Annotated in this window: 19 protein-coding genes; 15 read left to right on the top strand and 4 right to left on the bottom strand. The window is 32.3% G+C overall.

The features are described 5' to 3' along the window. Window positions 1–75 precede the first annotated feature (75 nt). A complete protein-coding gene (locus MWH28_RS11895; protein ID WP_248619609.1) occupies window positions 76–555 on the bottom strand; it encodes a potassium channel family protein in 480 nt (159 codons plus the stop codon). Between the two features lie 668 nt (window positions 556–1,223). Between MWH28_RS11895 and MWH28_RS11890 the strand changes: the two genes are divergently transcribed. From MWH28_RS11890 to MWH28_RS11870, 5 genes are all read left to right on the top strand, one after another. After that, the gene (locus MWH28_RS11890; protein ID WP_248619608.1) at window positions 1,224–1,967 is read left to right on the top strand and encodes an SDR family NAD(P)-dependent oxidoreductase; all 744 of its coding nucleotides are present in this window, start codon (window positions 1,224–1,226) and stop codon (window positions 1,965–1,967) included. Window positions 1,968–2,564: 597 nt separating this feature from the next. Then, on the top strand, window positions 2,565–4,463 hold the full coding sequence (locus MWH28_RS11885; RefSeq protein WP_428323580.1) for a serine protein kinase: 1,899 nt from the start codon (window positions 2,565–2,567) through the stop codon (window positions 4,461–4,463). An 11-nt stretch (window positions 4,464–4,474) separates the two neighbouring features. Next, window positions 4,475–5,638 (top strand): sporulation protein YhbH, encoded by a 1,164-nt coding sequence (gene yhbH, locus MWH28_RS11880; RefSeq protein WP_248619606.1) that lies wholly within the window; start codon window positions 4,475–4,477, stop codon window positions 5,636–5,638. Window positions 5,639–5,647: 9 nt separating this feature from the next. Beyond that, window positions 5,648–7,033: a SpoVR family protein gene (locus tag MWH28_RS11875; RefSeq protein WP_248619605.1), complete on the top strand. Its 1,386-nt coding sequence runs from the start codon at window positions 5,648–5,650 to the stop codon at window positions 7,031–7,033. A gap of 465 nt (window positions 7,034–7,498) precedes the next feature. Next, a complete protein-coding gene (locus tag MWH28_RS11870; protein WP_248619604.1) occupies window positions 7,499–7,924 on the top strand; it encodes a hypothetical protein in 426 nt (141 codons plus the stop codon). A gap of 307 nt (window positions 7,925–8,231) precedes the next feature. Here MWH28_RS11870 and MWH28_RS11865 read toward each other — a convergent pair whose 3' ends face one another. Beyond that, a complete protein-coding gene (locus MWH28_RS11865) occupies window positions 8,232–9,311 on the bottom strand; it encodes an RNA-guided endonuclease InsQ/TnpB family protein (protein ID WP_248619603.1) in 1,080 nt (359 codons plus the stop codon). 194 nt (window positions 9,312–9,505) lie between these two features. On the opposite strand from MWH28_RS11865, the gene MWH28_RS11860 reads away from it, so the two are divergent. From MWH28_RS11860 to MWH28_RS11840, 6 genes are all read left to right on the top strand, one after another. After that, entirely contained in the window at window positions 9,506–10,336 is an 831-nt protein-coding gene (locus MWH28_RS11860) for a DUF8173 domain-containing protein (RefSeq protein ID WP_248619602.1), read from the top strand. A gap of 81 nt (window positions 10,337–10,417) precedes the next feature. Beyond that, entirely contained in the window at window positions 10,418–11,317 is a 900-nt protein-coding gene (locus tag MWH28_RS11855; RefSeq protein ID WP_248619601.1) for a YegS/Rv2252/BmrU family lipid kinase, read from the top strand. Window positions 11,318–11,416: 99 nt separating this feature from the next. Next, window positions 11,417–11,842 (top strand): PPC domain-containing DNA-binding protein, encoded by a 426-nt coding sequence (locus MWH28_RS11850; protein WP_248619600.1) that lies wholly within the window; start codon window positions 11,417–11,419, stop codon window positions 11,840–11,842. A gap of 216 nt (window positions 11,843–12,058) precedes the next feature. Beyond that, window positions 12,059–12,601: an NUDIX hydrolase gene (locus tag MWH28_RS11845; RefSeq protein ID WP_248619599.1), complete on the top strand. Its 543-nt coding sequence runs from the start codon at window positions 12,059–12,061 to the stop codon at window positions 12,599–12,601. 79 nt (window positions 12,602–12,680) lie between these two features. Further along, the gene (locus MWH28_RS12930; protein ID WP_282580222.1) at window positions 12,681–12,815 is read left to right on the top strand and encodes a hypothetical protein; all 135 of its coding nucleotides are present in this window, start codon (window positions 12,681–12,683) and stop codon (window positions 12,813–12,815) included. 200 nt (window positions 12,816–13,015) lie between these two features. Continuing rightward, complete coding sequence (locus MWH28_RS11840; protein ID WP_248619598.1) at window positions 13,016–15,073, top strand: sensor domain-containing diguanylate cyclase; 2,058 nt, start codon at window positions 13,016–13,018, stop codon at window positions 15,071–15,073. A 5-nt stretch (window positions 15,074–15,078) separates the two neighbouring features. Here MWH28_RS11840 and MWH28_RS11835 read toward each other — a convergent pair whose 3' ends face one another. Next, window positions 15,079–16,317 (bottom strand): potassium channel family protein, encoded by a 1,239-nt coding sequence (locus MWH28_RS11835; protein ID WP_248619597.1) that lies wholly within the window; start codon window positions 16,315–16,317, stop codon window positions 15,079–15,081. Window positions 16,318–16,523: 206 nt separating this feature from the next. On the opposite strand from MWH28_RS11835, the gene MWH28_RS11830 reads away from it, so the two are divergent. Genes MWH28_RS11830 through MWH28_RS11815 form a run of 4 tightly spaced genes read left to right on the top strand, consistent with a single transcriptional unit; the run spans window position 16,524 to window position 19,537 of the window. After that, entirely contained in the window at window positions 16,524–16,703 is a 180-nt protein-coding gene (locus tag MWH28_RS11830; protein ID WP_248619596.1) for a hypothetical protein, read from the top strand. A gap of 19 nt (window positions 16,704–16,722) precedes the next feature. Next, window positions 16,723–18,036: an NfeD family protein gene (locus tag MWH28_RS11825; RefSeq protein ID WP_248619595.1), complete on the top strand. Its 1,314-nt coding sequence runs from the start codon at window positions 16,723–16,725 to the stop codon at window positions 18,034–18,036. Between the two features lie 2 nt (window positions 18,037–18,038). Continuing rightward, window positions 18,039–19,049 carry a flotillin-like protein FloA gene (gene floA / locus MWH28_RS11820; RefSeq protein ID WP_248619594.1) on the top strand — a complete coding sequence of 337 codons (1,011 nt, stop codon included), beginning with the start codon at window positions 18,039–18,041 and terminating at the stop codon, window positions 19,047–19,049. A gap of 11 nt (window positions 19,050–19,060) precedes the next feature. Continuing rightward, entirely contained in the window at window positions 19,061–19,537 is a 477-nt protein-coding gene (locus tag MWH28_RS11815) for a hypothetical protein (protein ID WP_248619593.1), read from the top strand. A gap of 359 nt (window positions 19,538–19,896) precedes the next feature. Here the strand turns inward: MWH28_RS11815 and MWH28_RS11810 are convergent, their stop codons facing one another. Continuing rightward, a complete protein-coding gene (locus tag MWH28_RS11810; protein ID WP_248619592.1) occupies window positions 19,897–20,592 on the bottom strand; it encodes a hypothetical protein in 696 nt (231 codons plus the stop codon). Window positions 20,593–20,736: the final 144 nt, after the last annotated feature.

The raw sequence follows: 20,736 nt of genomic DNA, 5'->3' as shown, positions 1-20,736 counted from the left end.
AGTGATTGAAGGGTTTAGAAGATGAATCAAGAAATAATGTTATAAGTATTAAGAGTTTTTACTATAAATTAAGTATTATCTTAACCACTTACTTATTTTTAGTACTCCAACAACAATTATCAAAATTATAGTTAATATATGTAATGCAGTAGGAGCTGTTTTTCTGAGCGGTTGGTTATTTTTTTGTTGTGGCTTTAGATCTTGTTGATTGGTAAAGTTTAACGTTACATAAATGGTCAAAGTAATAATTAACAAAAAGAGGCCTGTTAAAATCTGAAAGATAGAGAATAATTGTGATAGAAAATGAATGGGAAAGATATCACCATATCCTACTACAGTAATGGTATTGGCACTGAAATAGACAGCTTCAAAGACACTGCTAAATTTTGGTTTAAATAGACTTTCTCCTGCAGCAAAAAGATTTTGGGCAAAATTAGTATTTAAAGCATAAAAAATCAAACCATAATTTAAGATTAACTCAAGGTAACTCTTTAAAGCAAGTATATATCTATCAGAATAATTTAATCCTTCTTCTGCTCGCGGCTTATTTTCCATTTTATCTTTGCCATCCACTAAAAAAACAATAAAAATTTCAACTACTCGAGAAATTGCATAGTATCCTATCAGGAAAAAAGTTATTCTACTTAACAAAGGAAATTTTATAACCCAAAAAGGCCAAAAAAGTAGTAGCCCAAAGAATAACCAAGCTAACGCTAAATAAATATTACTAATCCGCTTAATAATTTTCCTTCTCAATTGTTTATTATTTTTTGTCTGTTGATTATTCTTAAATAGATCTGTTATCAGATAGGTCGGCGAAATAACAGGAATAAGATAGAGTAAAATTAAGTTAACTAGCTGCATAATTGCTCACTACCTTCTTTACTTTTATAATAGTTTGTTCGTCGTGAAATTTTTTAATACATTACTAAAAAATTATCTAGGAGGGAGAAAAATGGAATTCTCTAATATTATTTTTGCAATCTTAGGGGTAATTATTGGTTTTTTGATCAAGAATCTATTTTTTTCTAAAGGAGATTAAAGAAATAAGAGTCGCTAAGTCAGATCTTAAAAGGATCTGATTTTTTTATTGGCTTAATTTTAAATGGTTGCCTCTTTAAGTTAGAGAATAATATTTTTCAGCTAGCTAAAACTAATTAAGAATGAAGCTTGGGCTATATTTTTTGAAAAGCAATTAATGTGATATAAAAGGAGGCAGGCTTATGAGATTAAAAGATAAAGTGGCTATTATAACTGGTGGTGCTAGCGGTATTGGTGAGGCAACAGTTAGGGATATGGTACAAGAGGGTGCTAAAGTTATCATAGCTGATATAGCTGATGAGAAGGGCCAACAATTAGCTGAAGAGTTAAATCAATCAGAAAAGACAACCGCTTATTGCCATGTTGATGTAACTAAGGAAGAAGAGGTCAAAAAAATGGTAGAGATGGCTAATGATAAGTTTGGTGGCTTAGATATTCTGTTCAGTAATGCTGGGATTGGAGATCAAGCTGCTAGTGATCAATTATCACTTGAAGAGTGGCAGAAGGTAATCGATATAAATTTAACTGGTCTCTTTTTGTGTGCTAAGCATGCAATTTCTGTTATGAAGAACAAGGGCGGGGGAAGTATTATTAATTGTGCTTCTATCTTAGGACATGTAGGGCAAGCCCAAACTGCTTCTTATACAGCAGCAAAAGGGGGAGTTGTTAATCTAACTAGAGCATTAGCTGCAGAATATGCCAAGGATGGAATTAGAGTTAATGCAGTCTGTCCAGGTTATATCAATACTCCATTACTTGATGAATTAGAAGAAGATATGCTCAAACATCTTATTTCATTACATCCAATTGGAAGGCTAGGAGAACCAAAAGAGGTTGCTAAAGCTACCACTTTCCTTGCTTCTGATGATGCAAGCTTTATTACTGGGGCCAATCTTTTAGTAGATGGTGGATATACAGCTATCTAAAATTGATCTAACAGATTTTAATTAAATACTGAGTAAAAAAAGTTGCCTCCGGCAACTCAGTAATGATAAAAAAAGAACGGACTTTAAAGTCCGTTCTTTTTGCTGTGTAAACTTAATTAATCAAAAATAAGTTATACACTAAAGCTAGAGTAACTGTAAAAACCTAAAACCAACAAAATTAAGATTAAGAATAAAAGATATGGATCATCTTGAACAGGCTTTCCCATTAGATGTCTCCTCCTCTCTATCCAAATTTAATTCTTTTACCATATAGTATGTATCAATGAAAAATGTGTTAATAAAAATAGAAACTTATTTTTACTGTTAAGACTTAGTTGTTTTAAAGCAGCTCTATTTGCTGTAAGCTGAAATCCAATCTGTTTTAATTACATGGATTTTAATTTATTATAAAATAATTACAAAAGAGTAATATTTAATTATTTATAACTAATATAATAAAGTAAAGGATTATATCTATGATTTGTTGTTAGTTAGGAAAGGCGTTTGATTTTATCATCATAAAATAATTTTTAAATAAGTTAAACTATTTTAAGGAGGGAGTACAAGGTGACTGACACAGTTGATTTTAATGATTTAATTCAAAAGAGTAAAGAAAAAAGAGAAAGGGAGAGGTTTGAAGGAACCTTTCTTGATTATTTAGAGGTGGTTTCTGCCAAGCCAGATGTTACTAAGTTAGCTCATGAGAGAATTTATGATATGGTTGTTTCTAGGGATGTCAATGTGATTAAGACTGATGAAGATCCAGTATTGCGGAGAATATATGGTCACGATACAATTAAAAAGTATGACTTTTTTGAGGACTTTTATGGAATTGATAAAACTATTATGAAGATTGTACGTTATCTCAAGTCAGCAGCAATGAAAGGGGAAGAGTCAAAGCAGGTTTTATACCTTCTTGGTCCTGTAGGATCAGGAAAATCTTCTATAGTTGAGCTGTTAAAGAGAAGATTAGAAGAATTACCGCCAATTTATACCTTAGAAGGCTGTCCGATGCGAGAAGAGCCACTTCATCTAATACCTAAGCATCTTCGTTCTGAATTTGAAGAATTATTAGGAGTAGAGATAGAAGGGGAGTTGTGCCCTCATTGTCGCTATCGATTAGAAAATGAGTTTGATGGTGATTATGAGAAGTTTCCGGTAGTAACTGAAGATTTTTCAATTACATCTAGAAAAGGGATTGGAGTAGTTCCTCCAGTTGATCCTAACAACCAAGATACTTCAGTATTGATTGGATCTGTAGATATCTCTAAACTAGATTTATATCCCGAAGATGATCCGCGTTCATTCTCTTTGAATGGAGCTTTTAATGTAGGAAATCGAGGGTTAGTAGAATTTATTGAGGTCTTTAAAAATGATGTTGAGTATCTTCATACAATGATTACTGCTACTCAGGAAAAGGTGATTCCTTCTCCAGGGAAAGGATCTATGATCTATTTTGATGGACTAATAATTGCTCATTCAAATGAAGCAGAATGGAATAAATTCAAGTCTGATCATACAAATGAAGCTATTCTTGATAGAATTGTGAGAGTTGAAGTTCCTTATTGTCTGCAGTTAAGTGAGGAGGAGAAAATTTATGAGAAGCTTTTAGGCCAGAGTAAGTTTGATGCACATATTGCTCCTCATACAATTAAAGTAGCAGCAATGTTTGCTATTTTAAGTAGATTAGCCCCTTCAAATAAGGTAGATCCTGTAACTAAGCTTAAGATTTATAATGGTGAAGAGATTGTAGAGCAAGGGACTACTAAGCGAGTTGATATTATGGAGTTAAGAGAGGAAGCAGCAGAAGAAGGGATGGAAGGGATCTCTCCAAGATTTATTACTAAATGTTTAGATAATTGCTTATCTGAATCAGAACATAACTGTATCAACCCATTATCTGTTTTAGAAGCATTGATCAAATCTGTTAAGGAGTTATCAATCGGTGAAGATGAGAAGAAAAAGTATTTAGAGTTTTTGCAGGATAGTATTAAAAAGGAGTATAATAAGCTTCTAGAAAAAGAAGTTACTAGAGCATTTGTTGTTGGCTATCAGGAACAAGCCGAACAATTATTTAATAATTATTTAGATCATGCTGAAGCTTTTGTCAATAAGACAAAGATCAAGGATGACAATACTGGAGAAGAACTAGAGCCAGATGTAGAGTTTCTAAAGTCGATTGAAGCACAAATTGGTATTACTGGTACGACTGCTAAAGGGTTTAGGCAAGATGTAACGTCATATATGTTTGCTTTGATGAGAAAAGGGTCTAAGGTAGATTATACGAGTTATGAACCGTTAAAAGAGGCAATAGAGAAAAAGCTGATTGCTTCAGTTAAAGAGTTATCTCGGGTTATAACTCAAGCGAAAGTAAGAGATGAAGATCAGAAGGAAAAATACGATGCTATGGTTGAAGAGATGAAACGAAATGGTTATTGTGATCATTGCTGTAATGTAATCTTAAAGTATGCTGCTAATAACCTCTGGAAAGATTAAGGGGGTAGAAAATGGCTATATTTAAAAAGTATGAAAACACAGGTAAAGACCGTTCTGCTGAAGATCGTAGGCGCCATCGAGAGTTGGTAGAAGATAGTATAAAGAAGAATATTAGTGATATTATTGCTGATGAAAGTATTATTGGAAAGAGTAAGGATAAAAAGATCAAGATCCCGATTAAAGGTTTAAAAGAGTATCGTTTTGTACATGGGAATAACAAATCAGGTGTGGCAAGTGGAAGTGGTGAAGAAAAGAGAGGAGATAAGATCTCTAAACCCCAGAAGCAACAAGGTTCAGGCCAAGGGGGCTCAGATCAAGCTGGGAATGAAGAAGGCGAGGATATCTATGAAACGGAGATTACTATTGAAGAGTTGATAGACTATCTATTTGAAGATTTAGATCTGCCTTATATGGAGCGGAAGAAGTTATCTCAAATTGAGACTGAAAGTACTTTTAAGAAGTCAGGTTATAAAAAGAAAGGAATTCCTCCAAGATTAGCTAAGAAAAGAACTATGATTGAAAGAATCAAAAGAAAGAAGGCTTATGCTAGAGCTCATGATGATTTTGATGAAGAGGAAAGGTTTCCTTTTCATGATCAAGACCTTCGTTACTATCGAATTAAAGAGGAGGAACGCAAGGAATCTAATGCAGTGGTCATCTGTATCATGGATACTTCTGCTTCAATGAATCAGACTAAGAAGTATTTGGCCCGTAGTTTTTACTTCTTATTATATCAATTTATCCAAATGAAATATCAAAATGTTGAAATCGTATTTATAGCTCATACTACAACAGCAAAAGAGGTAACGGAGGATGATTTCTTCCACAAAGGAGAATCTGGTGGAACTTATATCAGTAGTGGTTATCAAAAGGGATTGGAGATAATTGAACAACGTTATGATCCATCGCATTGGAATGTTTATTGTTTTCATTGTAGCGATGGTGATAATTGGAGTGAAGATAACCAAAAGGCTTTAGAATATGCCAAAAAATTATGTGATGTTTGTAATTTGTTTGGTTATGGAGAAATAAAGCCTAATTATACTAGAAGTGCAATTAAATCAATCTACTCTGAAAATATTGATAGTGATAACCTAGCTTTAGTTAGAATTACAAAAAAGGAAGATATCTGGCCTTCTTTCAAAGAGATGTTAGAAAGTGATAAAGAAGGGTAGGGGATAAGGATGGAATTTAGTATTAATGAATTGATTGAGTGGAATAAAAAGATAGAAGATATCGTTGATAGGTTAGGGTTGGATTATTATCAACAAGAGTTTGAAATTTGCTCTTTTGAAGATATGATTAGCTATCAAGCTTATAGTGGTATGCCTGCTCGTTATCCCCATTGGAGTTATGGGAAGGCTTATGAGAGGATTAAAACCTTTTATAAATATAATTTAACCGGCCTACCTTATGAGATGGTGATTAATTCTAATCCTTGTTTAGCTTATTTAATGAAGGAAAACTCACTTTTATTACAGATTTTGACTATGGCCCATGTTTATGGACATAATGACTTTTTTAAAAATAATCGTTTATTTAGAGAAGGGACCAATGCCGAGTATACATTAGAGATGTTTAAAAATCATGCCAAGCGAATTAGGGAGTACATTTCTAACCCAGGAATTGGCTATCAGAGAGTTGAAAGAATCTTAGATACTGCTCATGCTTTAAAATTTCAAACTTCTAAGGTAATTAACGAAAAGAAGCTAACTAGAAAAGAGAAGATTAAACGAATCAAAGAAAAATATCAGCCTCAATATAAAGAGTTTCAACTGTTAACAGATAAAAAGGATGAACAAATGCCTGATCTGAATAAAATTCCTTTGGAACCAGAGGAAGATATTTTAAGCTTTTTGATTGAATATAGTGACTTAGAAGATTGGGAAAAGGATATTTTACAGATAGTAATCGATGAAACTGCTTACTTTATTCCTCAGCTCGAATCAAAAATCATGAATGAAGGATGGGCAAGTTATTGGCATTATCAAATTTTAAATGAACTAGATCTACCTCAAGGAATGCACTTAGAATTTATCAAAAGGCATAATCAACTGATTTCTCCAAATGAGAAAGGACTAAATTTGAATCCATATTATATAGGCTATAAGATATTTAATAATATCAAGGAAAAAAATCCTGACCAAGCAGAAAAAATATTTGAAGTTAGGAAATTAGAGCGAGATGAGTCTTTTATTAGAAAATATCTTACATTTGATTTGATCAGAGAGATGAAGTTATTAAAATATGATGAGAAGAAAAGGTATTATTCAATCTCAGAAGTAGCTGATGAAGGTGGCTGGCGAGAGATCAGAAATACATTAGCTAATTCAGTTGGAATGAATAAATTTCCTACAATCAAGATAGTTGAGTTCTCTAAAAAGGATAATATTCTGTACCTGCAACATGAATATGTTGGAAAGGAATTGAAGATGGGTTATGCTACAGAAACCTTAAAATATATGATGGAGTTATGGGGAGGGCCAATCCACTTAGAGACAATAATTGATAACGAAGCAAAAAAAATAATTTGTGATCAAGATAAAGAGATAACTGTAAAAGATAGTTAAAAAGTTTAGTGACTGAAAGTAGAATAGATTGATTTTGACCACCAGTTAAAACTGGTGGTTTTTTTCTGAAAACTAATATTCAATTAACATTTTTAGAATTATTTGCATATTATGAATTAAAAGAAAGGAGGGATAAAGATGAGTCATAAGCGTGGCCATGGGGCATTTGTGATATTTTTAATTCTTATTTTGTTAGTGTTAGGCGTTAGCTATTGGTAAATTTAATAGTATAAACCTTAAGGAGTTAACTCCTTAAGGTTTGTTTTTTATTATTAAGGAAGTTATGTTTTTTAGAAGTTGTGGATAACTTTTACTAGTTTGTATTTGTTGATTTTACTTAAGCTCAATCTTAGACTTAAACTGAGTCGCCGGAGGCAACTTTTTATTTAGTAGGCTTAAAAGAATATGATTTTAACAGGATTGTTCCATTTTTTATGGAAATATTTTATTTAAGGAGGGATAACAATGAAGTTAGCTAAATTATTAGAAGATTCAGAACAGATCATTACGAAATCAAATAATAAGACACTTGTAGAAGAAGTATTAAATTTTCATTTTGGATTGGAAAATGGCGTAGACGAATTTTATTTAACTGAAGAGGATGAAAAGCTTTATATCTATATAATTGAACAGAATAAATTTTGGTTTTTAGCTTTAGCACAAGATGAAGAGATTATAGTTGAAACTTATAAGTTAGAAAATTTAGAGAGAATAAGTCAAAAGCAAAAAGTAGTTATTGATGAGAAAGAAATTATCATTGGATCCTGGCTAGTACAACTAAAATTCAGAAATGAAGAATGGATAAACTTATTTGTCGAAAAGCAGAGTAAAGAGATTGAGAAACAAGAAAGGTTTAAAAAGTTTTATAAAAAGTTAAAAAATTATGTCTGATTTTAATATTCTTTAAAGACACCTAGGTGCTGGATGGCTTAGGTGTTTTGTTAGTCTAAGTTAGCAAGGTAAGAAGGGGCAAATTGAATTAGAATTACATTTTAGCTATGTCAACTTCTCCCCACTGAAGTAGGGAGCTTGTTAAATTCAAAACCATACTCAGTATAGTCTACTAACAAGATTTACACCTTCTTAAACCTACAAGTTGGTAATTCAGGATTAAGAAAGTTGAAGGGTAGTTGACAAATGTTACCCTATCCCTTTAGTTAAAACTAGAGGGGCTACAGATTACTCTGTATGCTATCTTTTAAATAGCTTTTTTAGCAATATTTATACTTGCGTTACTATCAGCATTTAGAATATGTCCATTAGCACATTTAAAGAAGTCTTGTTTATATTCAGATCTAAATCCTTTTTGATCACATACAGAGCAAGTTTGAGAGGTGTTTTTAGGGTTAATTTCTTCAACTGGAAGTCCTTTTAAATTAGCTTTATGTTTGATAAATTGTTTTAGTTGGTAGAAAGCCCAGTTGTTCTTTTCATAGTTATTTAAAGTGTTACCATTTGTAATATTTTTTCTGATATTCTTTAAATCTTCAAATACTATTTTAGAGTTATATTTATCAGCTAGATTAACTATTCTATTGGCAATCTTCCAATTAAGTTGTTTACAGATTTGATTTTCCTTAATCAAAGAGGTTTTTAAACTTCCAGAGGATCTAGCTTTAGCTTTACGTTTTTGTTTATACCTCATTCTTTTAAATCTTAGTTGTTCACCTGATATATGTTCTGTATGTAATATATTTTGATCTTCATCTAAAATGCTAAATGTAGCAAGGTTGATAATACCTAAATCAATGCCTAGAGTTGTATCAGTATCTCTTTTAGGTTGTTCATATTCTAAAGTTAAATCTAAATACCATTCATTATTAGATTTATATAGTTGTGCAGTTTTAATCTTGTAATTATCATCTTCGAGGTAGTTTAATTGATATTCTCCAAAAGATAACGGGCAATAAACTTTATCTTTATTAGGAGTTAATATCTTAGCAAAATATTTACCTTCATTATTGATAATTTCAAAGGATTTTTTGTGTACCAATCTAACAGGTACTATTCTATTAAAATTAGAATTTTCATTAACTTTATAAACTTCAACAGCCTTACGATTCGCCTCATTGGCTACTTGACTAGGAAGTTTATAATTATTTCTTAAAACTCTATATGTCTGTTTATGGGATTTAGTATAAGCAGTAAATCCCCAATGTTTAACAATTTTGAGTGCTGAACGAATTGCTTTATTCCAATTCTTAGATAGCAATTCAATTTTATTTAATTTAGTTTTAGTAGGTTTGTATAATTTTAAATGGTGCAAAGTTAAATGCAATCTTATCACCTCTTAATTATAATATAACCTATTATTATGTTAATATGTATAATGTTTTATTCTATATAAAAAAGATAAACCGTTGCAATTCCTCCACCAGATGAATCAGGTGGCATCCTTGCGACATTAACGTGATATAATATAAGTAGCTCCATTGTATAATATAAGTATCTAATTTAAAGGAGAGAAATTTAATGGTTAAGAGAAGATTTATTGCTATAAGTATAGGATTACTATTCTTGCTTACTGCAGCTTCTAGCGTGGCGAGTGCTAATTTAAATATTGCTGTTGAGAGTCAAGGAAGTATCGTACGGGTAATGGATGATATTCAGATTTTACAAGAAGATGTTGTTCAAGATGTAGTGGCTATAATGGGGGATATAAAGGTTAATAATTTGATCAGAGGAGATGTAATATCGGTCTTAGGTGGGATAAATCAAGGGCCAAATTCTCAGATCTATGGAGATATTACTGAAATAAGTAGATTTGATGGACGGATAATCAGAAGGTTTAATATTCCTTTTTTAGGTTGGAGTTTTAGAATCTTTAGATTGATTATTTATTATGGGCTTGCTGTATTGATCATTTCTTTGCTGCCTGAACAAGAACAAGAGATGGCTAAATCTTTAGCTGATTATCCGCTCAGAAAATTATTGATAGGATTTGTAAGTTTACTAGCTCTACCTATAATTATATTAATAGCTGGTCTATCACTAATTGGAATACCATTAATTCCATTTATTATTCTAGCTTTTATGATAGTTAAATTTATTGGGTATATTGCAGTAGCATTATTTATAGGACAGAGGATAAAGGAAGTAGGCCAATTTGACCTTAATCTCTTTTTAGAACTATTATTGGGGATTACTATTTTAGGCTTAGTAAGATTTATACCCCTACTTGGAGGATTATCTTATTTGATCGTTGCTTTATTTGCTTTAGGAGTAGTATTTGATACAAAGTTTGGAACGAATAAACCTTGGTTTAAGAAAATTGAAAAGATAAATGATCTTAAAGATGATTAAATTAATTAACAAGCAGGATTAAAGTAGGGTTAGCAGGAAATAGAATCCAATAGATTGTTTAGTTTTTAAGGAGGGATATAAGTGAGTAAGAAGGTGAAATTAGTCTATAACCCGATGGCTGGAAATAGAAATTTTCGTTATTATTTAGATCAATTTGTTGAAAAATTTCAAGCTGCTGGCTACGAGATCAGAATTTATAGAAGTGCTCAACAAGGAGATTTAATTACTGGAGTAAAGCAGGTAATAGATCAGGATTATGATTTGATTGTAGTAGCAGGAGGAGATGGGTCAGTTAATGAAGTAATCAATACAATGATGGAGTATCAGATTAATCTTCCCTTAGGTATCATTCCAGTTGGAACAGCAAATGATTTTGCTGCTCATTTAGGGATGCCGGCTGATATTGAAGATTGTTTTGATCTTATTTTACAAGAAAAGATCAGACAGGTTGATATAGGAGAGGCTAATGGTAGATATTTTATTAATGTCTGTGCAGGGGGATTATTAGCTAATGTCTCCCATGAAATTGACCTAGAGTTTAAAAACACCTTAGGGAAACTAGGCTATTACTTAAAGGGGATTGAACAACTTCCCAACTTCAAGCCAATTCCAGTTCAGATTACAACAACTGAACAAGTTATTCATGAAGATATTTATTTGTTTTTAATATTGAATGGAAAGAGTGCTGGAGGATTTAAAAAGATAGGAAGAAATGCTTCAATTAGCGATGGACAATTTGATCTAATTGCTGTTAAAGCACGACCATTACATGAGATTGCTCTTTTATTTGTTAAAATCATCCAAGGAGAACATTTAGCTGATGAAAATATTATCTATTTACAAGATGATTATTTTAAGATATCTTCTTTAGATCGCTCATGTAACTCTTATTTTTCTGATTTAGATGGTGAAAAAGGGCCTCAACTCCCTCTAGAGGTTACTCTACATTCTCAGGCATTAAAAGTAGTTGGTAATTTTTAATTAATTGCTACTAATTGAGGGCCAATAAAGCAGGAGTAAGAATGATTGATCAAGAATAATAATCAATATAATTTTATGATTATTAGGGAGGGCTATTCAATGTTAAAAGAATATACTCTAGATAATATTTATAAAGGTAAATTAGAACTAGGTGATGATTTATTAACGAAATTGACTGAAATTGTTCAAGAAAAAGAGATTACTACTGGAAAAGTAACTGCCCTTGGAGCAGTAAAAGAAGCAGTTGTTTCTTTTTATGATCAAAACAAGCAGAAATATGGGGCTAAAAACCTGGCTCAACCCTTAGAAATAATCAATTTAATTGGTAATATATCATTAAAGGATGGAGAGCCGATCATTCATGCTCATATTGCTTTAGGAGATGAAGATGGTATGTTATACGGAGGACATTTAGAAGAAGGTACGATTGTCTTTGCTTGTGAATTCATTATTGAGGAGTATCAAGGTGAGCCTTTTAGAAGGGGATTAGATCAAGAGACTGGTTTACCTCTATGGGTTAAATAATTATTTCATTCGTGTTAGCTTAAAAGAATGTTGGTATTATAGGTGTTCGAAGTGAATAAATAGCTTAAGTTTAAGGCTGAGGTTAAGTCTGAGTCAACCATCAAAAACATAAGGATTTTTAGTTCTTACTTAAACTTAGACTTGGACTTAAACTTAAACTATAGATCAATAAAAAACAAGATGATAATTATTTAAGAGTATATAGGAGTAGTGATTATGAAAAAATTATGGGAAACGATTGAAGTTAGAACGATTTATGATAGAGGCTTTGTTAAATTCAAAGAAAGATCATGTCGTCATAAGGAAAAAGGGATTAAATATGACTTTTTTAAGATGGAGTTTTTAGATTGGGTTACTGTTGTTCCAATTACTGTTGAACAAGAAGTCATATTGGTTAAGCAATATCGAATTGGAACTGAAGAAGTTACTTTAGAGATTCCTGGTGGTACATTAGATCCAGGAGAGGAAAATTCTAAATTGGCTGCTAAGAGAGAATTGTTAGAGGAGACAGGATATGATAGTGAAAAGCTGGTTAAATTAGGAAAAGTAGCAGTTAATCCAGCTATTCAAAATAATTATTGCCACTTTTATCTAGCTCAAGATGTAAAATTGATTGGTGAACAGAGTTTAGATAAGACTGAGGATATTGAATTGAAAGTAGTACCATTAAATAAGATTCAAAAATTAATTAATTCTGAACGAATAAATCATTCTTTATCTATTCTACCTTTATTATATACTAAAGACTATTTAAAATAGGATAATAAATTTTTCCTTCTTATTGAATACATAAAAAGAGTGTGAATTTAAATAATAAAAAGAAAAAGGAGGAGAAGTCATGGTAGATATTGAGGTTAAATATGCGGATTTAGATGAACATCAGGAAAGAAAGTTAATGGATATGGAAGATGCTTTAAATTCAGAACGTGATCAGGAGCCGGTTATTATTTTAGCAGTTGAAGAGATGAATTAAGTAAAAAGCTGAGTTATTAGACTCAGCTTTCTAATAGTTGCTAACAATTTAAGAAGAGATGATTTTAAAGTTGCCTTGCGGCAGCTTTCTTCTTTTTAAGATTTAGCAGGAATTGGAGAGGCTTTTAAAGAAAGAGTTAATAGTGGAATAATAAAGCTTAACTGGAGAATTTATAATTAGATTTTATAAAGGGGACGAAGATGAGTTTATATGGTGAGTTATTCTTAGAATTAATTATATATATAGCCATAACTTATTTAATTATTCAGTCTGATATTTTTTCTGAGATATTAATAGGAAATAATATTGAATTGAAGGATAAGTTATACTTGAATTTAGTTTTAGGGCTAATTTCTTTGGGAGCACTTATCATCTTTGGAGAGTATGCTCTGGGGTTATATATTATTTTAAGTGGTAGATTATTAGGCTTTCCTTATGGAATTATTGCTGGAGTTATTGCTGCAGTTTATAGAGTTAATTTTAATTTCAATATTTATCCTTGGGGACTGGAGTCTTTATTATTAGGAATAATTAGTGATTCTTATCATCTTTCAAAGTTAAAAAATATTGATTATTATTGGCGAGATTTAATAATTAGTTCGGGGTTGGCCTTTACTCTTATTTTGGCTGATGTTGGTTTTAAGAATACTATATTGGTTTTTATACATTATTTCATTATTTTTTGGATCGTTCTGACTATCATTAGTAATTATAGATCGAAAGCAGTCAGAATTAAATCTCAAGAAAGAAGACTGAAGGATTTTAAGCGTGCTTATAATAGTTTGAAAGGATTAAATTTGATCAATGAAAAGATGGCTTCTAACTTCAGTCTAGATGAGACCTATGAAACATTAGTTGAGATTGGTTGTGAACAGTTAGAGATTGAATCAGGTGGCCTATTATTAATTGAAGATGGTGTTGAGTACTTTGAAGTCAAGGTTTTAGCTGGTTTGGAGTATGACTACTTTAAAAAGATGAGATATTTGACTGAAAAAGGTTGTTTAAAACGGATCTTAAGGGCCAAAAAAAGTTATATTATTAAGGACTTAACCAAAAGTGAATTAGGAGAGTGCTTTTCTTTAACTGATGATAAGTTTAAATCTATGTTAGTTTCTCCTGTTTTTATTGATGAAGAGGTCAAAGGGATCATGTTCTTTTTAGAAGAAGAAGCTAATTACTTTAATGCTAATGATTTATTAGCTATTCGAACGATAGTAGATCAAGCACCACTATTGATCAAAAAAGCAGGAGTCTTTGAGCGAATGGAGAGAAATGTAGCCAGCTTATCTACTTTACAAAGGACCAGCAATACGATCAATTCAACTTTGGATTTAGAGGAAGTATTGACTCTGACTGTAGATATGATTATGGGAACGATGGGAGTCTCAATGGTCTGTCTATTTTTATTTGATCAAGAAACAGGGCAATTAAAACTTGCTTCTTCTACTGGGATTCCTGATAATAATGAACAAGAAGATCTAGTCTTTGCAATCAAGACGCTTGCTAAAGAGGTGATTAAACAAAAGCAGCCTATTATTCAAGATAATATTAGTCAATATTTAGAAGATGAATTCAACTTATTCAATATTATGTCGGTAATCGGTATTCCGCTTGCAATTAGAGGAGATTATATTGGAGTGATTACTGCACTTCAAACCGGTTTTAAAAGAGAGTTTAAGGAAACTGACAAGAAGTTCTTAACGACGTTGGCTAATCAGGTTGCTATTTCGATTGAGAATGCTAAAATGTATGAACAAATGGAAAAAGTAGCGAGAAAAGATGGATTGACTAAGTTGTATAATCATAGTTACTTCCAGAAAGTATTAAAAAAAGAGGTTGATAAAGTAAAACGCTATCAACGGGATCTTTCATTATTGATGCTTGATATTGATAATTTCAAACTCTTTAATGATACTTATGGTCATCAAGCAGGCGATGAAGTCTTAAAAGAGTTGGCCCAAGTTTTAGTTGAAAATACTCGTGAACCTGATTTAGTAGCTAGGTATGGTGGTGAAGAGTTTGTTATTATTTTGCCAGAGACTGATCGTCAAGGAGCTGTGGAGTTAGGAGTAAGATTGAATAAATCTGTAAGGGAGATGACTGTTGATTATCAGAATGAAAAATTGAATGTAACAGTCAGTATTGGAGTTGCTAATTATCAAGATGGACAGCAAGCTGAAGAGCTGATTAATGCTGCAGATAATGCTTTATATCAGGCTAAAGAAGCAGGTAGGGATCAGACTTGTGTTGCTAATTAACAATATTATTTAAACCTACCAAAACGTTCTGTTAGGGCAAAGATGAAGATAGAAAGTATAGTAGCTCCTAAGACTGCTTCAGTACTAGCAAGAAATCTAGCTAACGGGCCAACAGGTATGATATCTCCATAACCGGTTGTAGTAAAGGTGATTGCCGAAAAATAGAGAGAATAACCTAAGGTATATAAGATTTTGGTTGCTCCTTCTGCATGAATAGGAGGTAATGAAAGCCCTGAATCAGTAGTGATGGTCAATAGCCAAAAGATGAGACCAAAGTTGGCCCAAATAACAATTGCTGTTATGAGCGTATTGAAAGGCTTATATCCATAACCACAAATAAGTGCCATCAACCGATAAGGGATTTTGTACCTTAGAGTGGTTAATTTTTTTCGTTTGGCCTGCATATATCTAAACCCAGCAAAAGCATATAATGAAGAGTTATCCCTATTTTTTGCAGAATCCATAACCAACTTCCAGGTAGTGATGGATTGATTGATAATAGTATCAGGTAAGCAGTTATATGAATTATAGATTGAATATCTATCTGCTTTAAATTTTTCGATCTTACAATCTGTTCTAAATTCAAGATGAGAGATAGTAGCATTATCAATAGTAAGTTTTTTAATCATGCCAGATAAGGTGAAGCGATTGATAATCGAATTTTCTAAGACTTTAATTTCACGTAATTTTTCGACTTCATATTCAATGGCCAACCTATCAAGATGAGATTTTTTAATTTTAATTAATTGTTGAGGAATAAAGGTTCTAAACTCTTTGATTCGTGAATGCTTAATTAATGTAGTTAAATTGTTCAGTTGGTTTTCTTTTAATTTTTTGTCTGGAGGGGTGAAGGTAGCACTTAAGCCTAAATTCAATTCATTAATGTTTGATTTAACTACTTTTAAATTGGAGTCTTCTATATCAAGCTGTTTGATCTGTAAATTAGTTAATTGAAATGAATCTTTACAGCCAGTTACTTTTAAGTAAGGAAGATTAGCCTCTTTACTGATATCAGAAGTTAAAGAAAGATAGTTGAAACCTTTAATATGTAAAATAGCTCGCTTACAATTTATTTTTACTCTAATCCCATAGATCTCTTTGGTCGTATTAAGTTGAGATATTTGTTCTTTTAATCTATCTGGAGTTAAGTGTAAAGTTGGAGTTTTAGTTTCAACAGTTATAGTTTCTAGTTCTTTAAGTTCTTTATCTTCTTTAACTAAAATTTTAATAGATAATTTAATCATCAGTTATGATTTCTCCTTTTTCCTTATTAATCTTATCTTTTCTAATTATGAATATTTTTATTAGGAGTTTTAATTTCTATATTAAATTAAAATATGAAATTAATTATTGTGTTTACATAATTTACTTGATGATTTGCTTAATAAATAAGAAACTATAATTATATCATAATATAAATAGGACTAATTTATAGAGGGGGATAAACTGAGTGGGAAAATGGATCTGTACTAAGTGTGGTTGGAGCGGAAATGATTTGGCTTTATTAAAGATAAAAGAAATAGGCTATTTTAAATTATATAAAGGTTGTTTGGAATGTAAAGCTGATATAGATAAGATAGAATTAGCAAGTGATTATAGTTGGAAGCAAAACAAACAAATTTCTGACTAAAGAATGGTAGTGATAACAAATGAAAAGAAAGATTATTTTTTATAATTTGTTTTTAGGATTAGTTCTCTTAATTGGGTTAACTTGGACAAGTTCATTGGGACTAGCAAGTGGCTTTGAGTCTGTTTATAGAGTGCCTATTGATGGAGATGTCGGCCCGGGAATGGTCAATTTAGTTGAGAAGGGAATTAATGAAGCTGAAGAAGCAAGGGCCAACGCTATTATAATTGAACTTGATACCTATGGTGGATTGGTTGATTCTGGAATCAGGATTAGAGATTTAATCTTTGCTACTGAAACTCCTACAATTACCTATGTGGAGAATCGTGCGTGGTCTGCAGGAGCTTTAATTGCTTTGGCAGGTGAAAAGCTAGCAATGGCAGAGGGTAGTAGTATAGGTGCTGCTGAGACGAGGCCAAGAGAAGAGAAGTATATCTCTGCATTACGTAAAGAATTTGGAGCTACAGCAGAAAGAAGAGGAAGAGATTCCAAGCTAGCAGAAGCAATGGTTGATTCTAGCTTGCAAGTTCCAGGGGTGATTGAAGCAGATAAACTATTGAGTTTTTCTGCTTCTGAGGCAGTTGATAATCAAGTTGCCGATTTAGTGGTAGCAGATCAGCATCAATTATTAGAAAAGCTAGCTTTAGAAGAAGCAAGACTTGTAACAGTAACACCAACCTCTGCTGAACGATTAGCAGGTATAGTTACTAACCCTACAATCAGTGTTTTCTTATTGACTTTAGGTTTTTTGGGATTGTTTTTAGAAGGAATAACTCCTGGTTGGGGAGTTGGAGGAACGACTGGTTTAGTTAGTTTAGGACTCTTTTTTAGTGGGTATATTATTAATGGGGTTGCTAGTTGGGGCTTGATTATTTTATTTTTAGTAGGAGTATTTTTATTATTCTTAGAGTTAGTTGTGATTCCAGGCTTTGGAGTTACTGGTGCAGGAGGAATCATCTGTATTCTTATAAGCCTCTTTTTTGTCTTTCCTACTGCTGAAATGGCTCTAACAGTGATACCAATTGCTGTTATATTATCACTGATTGGGTTAATAATAATGATTAAATACTTTGGAACTAGCCATTTTTGGAACAGAATTTCATTACAAAAAAGGGAAGAAGGCTATACTGCTACTGATAAGAATCAGCAAGATTTAGTAGGAAAGCAAGGAAGAGTAATAACTCCATTAAGACCTACTGGAACTATAGAGGTTGCAGAGGAGTATCTTGATGTAGTAAGTCAAGGAGAATTTATTGAATCTGGAAGAGAAGTAAAGATTATTCAAGTTTCAGGAAGTAGAATTATTGTTAAATCAATTAAAGAGGAGAGTGATTAAAAATGCCAGTTACTTCATTATTGATTTTGATTGCAATAGCTTTAGTTGCAATGGTCTTCTTTTATTTTATTCCAATTGGATTATGGATCTCAGCAGTTGCTGCTGGAGTTAAAATTAGTTTTTTCAATTTAATTGGAATGAGATTACGAAGGGTTGTACCTTCATTGATTGTAGCTCCAATGATTAAATCCTATAAAGCTGGTCTTGATTTAAATACTGATCAGTTAGAGGCACATTATTTAGCAGAGGGTAATGTAGATCGAGTAGTTGATGCTTTAATAGCAGCACAGCGAGCAGAGATTGATCTAACCTTTGAACGGGCAGCAGCGATTGACTTAGCAGGTAGAGATGTCTTAAAGGCCGTTCAAATGAGTGTTAATCCGAAGGTGATCCAAACACCAGTAGTAACTGCAGTAGCCATGGATGGAATCCAAGTAATGGCTACAGCTAGAGTAACAGTCAGAGCCAATATTGATCGCCTTGTTGGAGGTGCTGGTGAGGAGACTATTTTAGCTAGAGTTGGCGAAGGAATTGTAACGACTGTTGGTTCAGCAGATGCTCATACTAAAGTTTTAGAAAATCCGGATTCCATTTCTAAAACTGTATTACAAAAAGGATTAGATTCAGGAACTGCTTTTGAAATCTTATCGATAGATATTGCTGATGTTGATGTTGGCAAGAATATTGGAGCAGAATTACAGACTGACCAAGCAGAAGCAGATAAAGAAATTGCTCAAGCTAAAGCTGAAGAGAAAAGAGCTATGGCGGTAGCACAAGAACAAGAAATGAAGGCTAGGGTACAAGAGATGCAAGCTAAGGTAGTAGAAGCAGAAGCTGATGTACCTAAGGCTATGGCAGAAGCATTACGTTCTGGTAATATGGGAGTTATGGATTATATGAATTTAGAAAATATAAAGGCCGATACAGATATGAGAGATAGTCTTTCTGGATTAGATCCTAAATCTGAGGTTAGTTCTAAAACTAAGAAATCTTCTACAGAAGATAAGGAATAGGAGCTGAGCTGATGGGAAATTTACTTGAGAGTTTACCAGGAGTAATTTTCTTTCTTTATCTATTAGCTAAAATTCTACATGGCCTCAATAAGGAGATAGAAGAAGAACCAACTACAGAGAATAGAGAAGACGAGATCGAAGATTTTGGAAAGAAAAGAAGAGATCTTGATCAAGAGCAAAAAATCCCTAAGCCAGAAGAGATGAAGCCTAACTTTGAGCCAAAAATTGATCTTGAAACTAAGGAGGAGTCTTGTCCTAAATCTAATCAGCAAGAAGAGGTTAAAAGAACTACTAAAGCAAGGGTTAAAAGAAGAAAAGCTAGCTTAGAAGATAAATTGAATGCTCAAAGGAAAAAGCTTAAGAAAACACAAATTTTAACAGAAGAGATCAGTCGTGATGATATTTTGCGAGGGGTTATCTTTAAGGAAATTCTTGATCGACCACGGGCTTTACGAAAGTATCGACCACCATATCGTTCTGAGCGATAAATTTTAAGCAAAGTAAGGAATCTAATTTCTTACTTTGCTTTTTTTATTTAGTAAGATTATGGATAACTTTTATTAATTTGTATTTGTTGATTTTACTTAAACTTAATCTTAGACTTAAGCTGAATTGCCGGAGGCAACTTTCTTATTTTTCCATTCACAGATTACCCCTTAAGGACATAGTATGAATTGAAAATAAGAAAAAAGGGGGTATAAATAATGGGTGATTTATTTAGAGATGACAATATCATGTACTTAGTCTTTTTGATCTTGATCTTATTATTATTAGGCGGTGACGTAGGACTTAAGTATTAAATTGAGAATAAATTAAGGGGTGCCCAATTGGGCACCCCTTAATTTATTTAAAATGCAATCTCTCCACCGAGATAAATACCACTGAAATCATTGCTAAGTTCTGCAAACTCTTCCTCTGGATCTCCAAAAGTATAACTTTTTTGTTGGTAACCACCTTTAAGTGCAAAGGTATCCGTTAGATTAGCTTTAACTGCTAGGTCAACTTCATAACCAGAAAAATCACCTTCAAAGTTGAAATCATTACTACTTGTCAGAGAAGATCTACCCCAAGGGAAGAATGAAACTCCTCCAATAAAGTCGACAGTTGGAGTTACCTCTTGAGTTGTTTTTAAAGTTATTGGAATTGCATATGCTTTTCTTTCAGCTGTGTAATCATCGGCTTTATCAGTTTCATTTAAAGTCACTGCCTTAAATCCTAGGCCGAGATTGTGTTGGCCCGGTTGCTCAATAAGAAGCTCTGTATAAGTCGTAAAATCCAAAATATTATAATCTTGACTTAATTCAGAAGTATTAAAATCTGCTAAAGTAAGCTTCAGTTCTGATGGTAACAAGATCTGTCCTCCATCATCTTGATAATTAAAGATGACTGTATTAAAATCATTATTTTGTATATTATCAGGTGTCTTACTTTCTACTGCCAAGTTACCCCGAGAAATCATAAAATTATTATCAACTGCTTGAGCTAATCTAGTGTTAAGTATAGTAGTGACTAGGATTAAGGTTAAAAATAGAGTTTTTTTCATTGTTATCGCTCCTTGGTAATTTTTGTGTGATTGTTATGTAGGATTTTTTATTTGGTTTGATACATATTTGCATTGTTTCTGATAAATCAAGTATTTTCTAAAAATAATTTCATAGTCCCACTTTAAGCTACTTTTGAATGGGCT

It is taken from the genome of Natroniella sulfidigena, assembly GCF_023223645.1.
Lineage (GTDB): Bacteria > Bacillota > Halanaerobiia > Halobacteroidales > Halobacteroidaceae > Natroniella > Natroniella sulfidigena.
This window is presented reverse-complemented; position numbering and strand designations above follow the sequence as displayed.

Coding starts and splice junctions, on each gene's coding strand:
- MWH28_RS11850 (WP_248619600.1), top strand. CDS start 11,417: ATGTTAAAAGAATATACTCTAGATAATATTTATAAAGGTAAATTAGAA.
- MWH28_RS11870 (WP_248619604.1), top strand. CDS start 7,499: ATGAAGTTAGCTAAATTATTAGAAGATTCAGAACAGATCATTACGAAA.
- MWH28_RS11840 (WP_248619598.1), top strand. CDS start 13,016: ATGAGTTTATATGGTGAGTTATTCTTAGAATTAATTATATATATAGCC.
- MWH28_RS11810 (WP_248619592.1), bottom strand. CDS start 20,592: ATGAAAAAAACTCTATTTTTAACCTTAATCCTAGTCACTACTATACTT.
- MWH28_RS12930 (WP_282580222.1), top strand. CDS start 12,681: ATGGTAGATATTGAGGTTAAATATGCGGATTTAGATGAACATCAGGAA.
- MWH28_RS11895 (WP_248619609.1), bottom strand. CDS start 555: ATGGAAAATAAGCCGCGAGCAGAAGAAGGATTAAATTATTCTGATAGA.
- MWH28_RS11890 (WP_248619608.1), top strand. CDS start 1,224: ATGAGATTAAAAGATAAAGTGGCTATTATAACTGGTGGTGCTAGCGGT.
- MWH28_RS11825 (WP_248619595.1), top strand. CDS start 16,723: ATGAAAAGAAAGATTATTTTTTATAATTTGTTTTTAGGATTAGTTCTC.
- MWH28_RS11845 (WP_248619599.1), top strand. CDS start 12,059: ATGAAAAAATTATGGGAAACGATTGAAGTTAGAACGATTTATGATAGA.
- MWH28_RS11875 (WP_248619605.1), top strand. CDS start 5,648: ATGGAATTTAGTATTAATGAATTGATTGAGTGGAATAAAAAGATAGAA.
- MWH28_RS11860 (WP_248619602.1), top strand. CDS start 9,506: ATGGTTAAGAGAAGATTTATTGCTATAAGTATAGGATTACTATTCTTG.
- floA (WP_248619594.1), top strand. CDS start 18,039: ATGCCAGTTACTTCATTATTGATTTTGATTGCAATAGCTTTAGTTGCA.
- yhbH (WP_248619606.1), top strand. CDS start 4,475: ATGGCTATATTTAAAAAGTATGAAAACACAGGTAAAGACCGTTCTGCT.
- MWH28_RS11815 (WP_248619593.1), top strand. CDS start 19,061: ATGGGAAATTTACTTGAGAGTTTACCAGGAGTAATTTTCTTTCTTTAT.
- MWH28_RS11835 (WP_248619597.1), bottom strand. CDS start 16,317: ATGATTAAATTATCTATTAAAATTTTAGTTAAAGAAGATAAAGAACTT.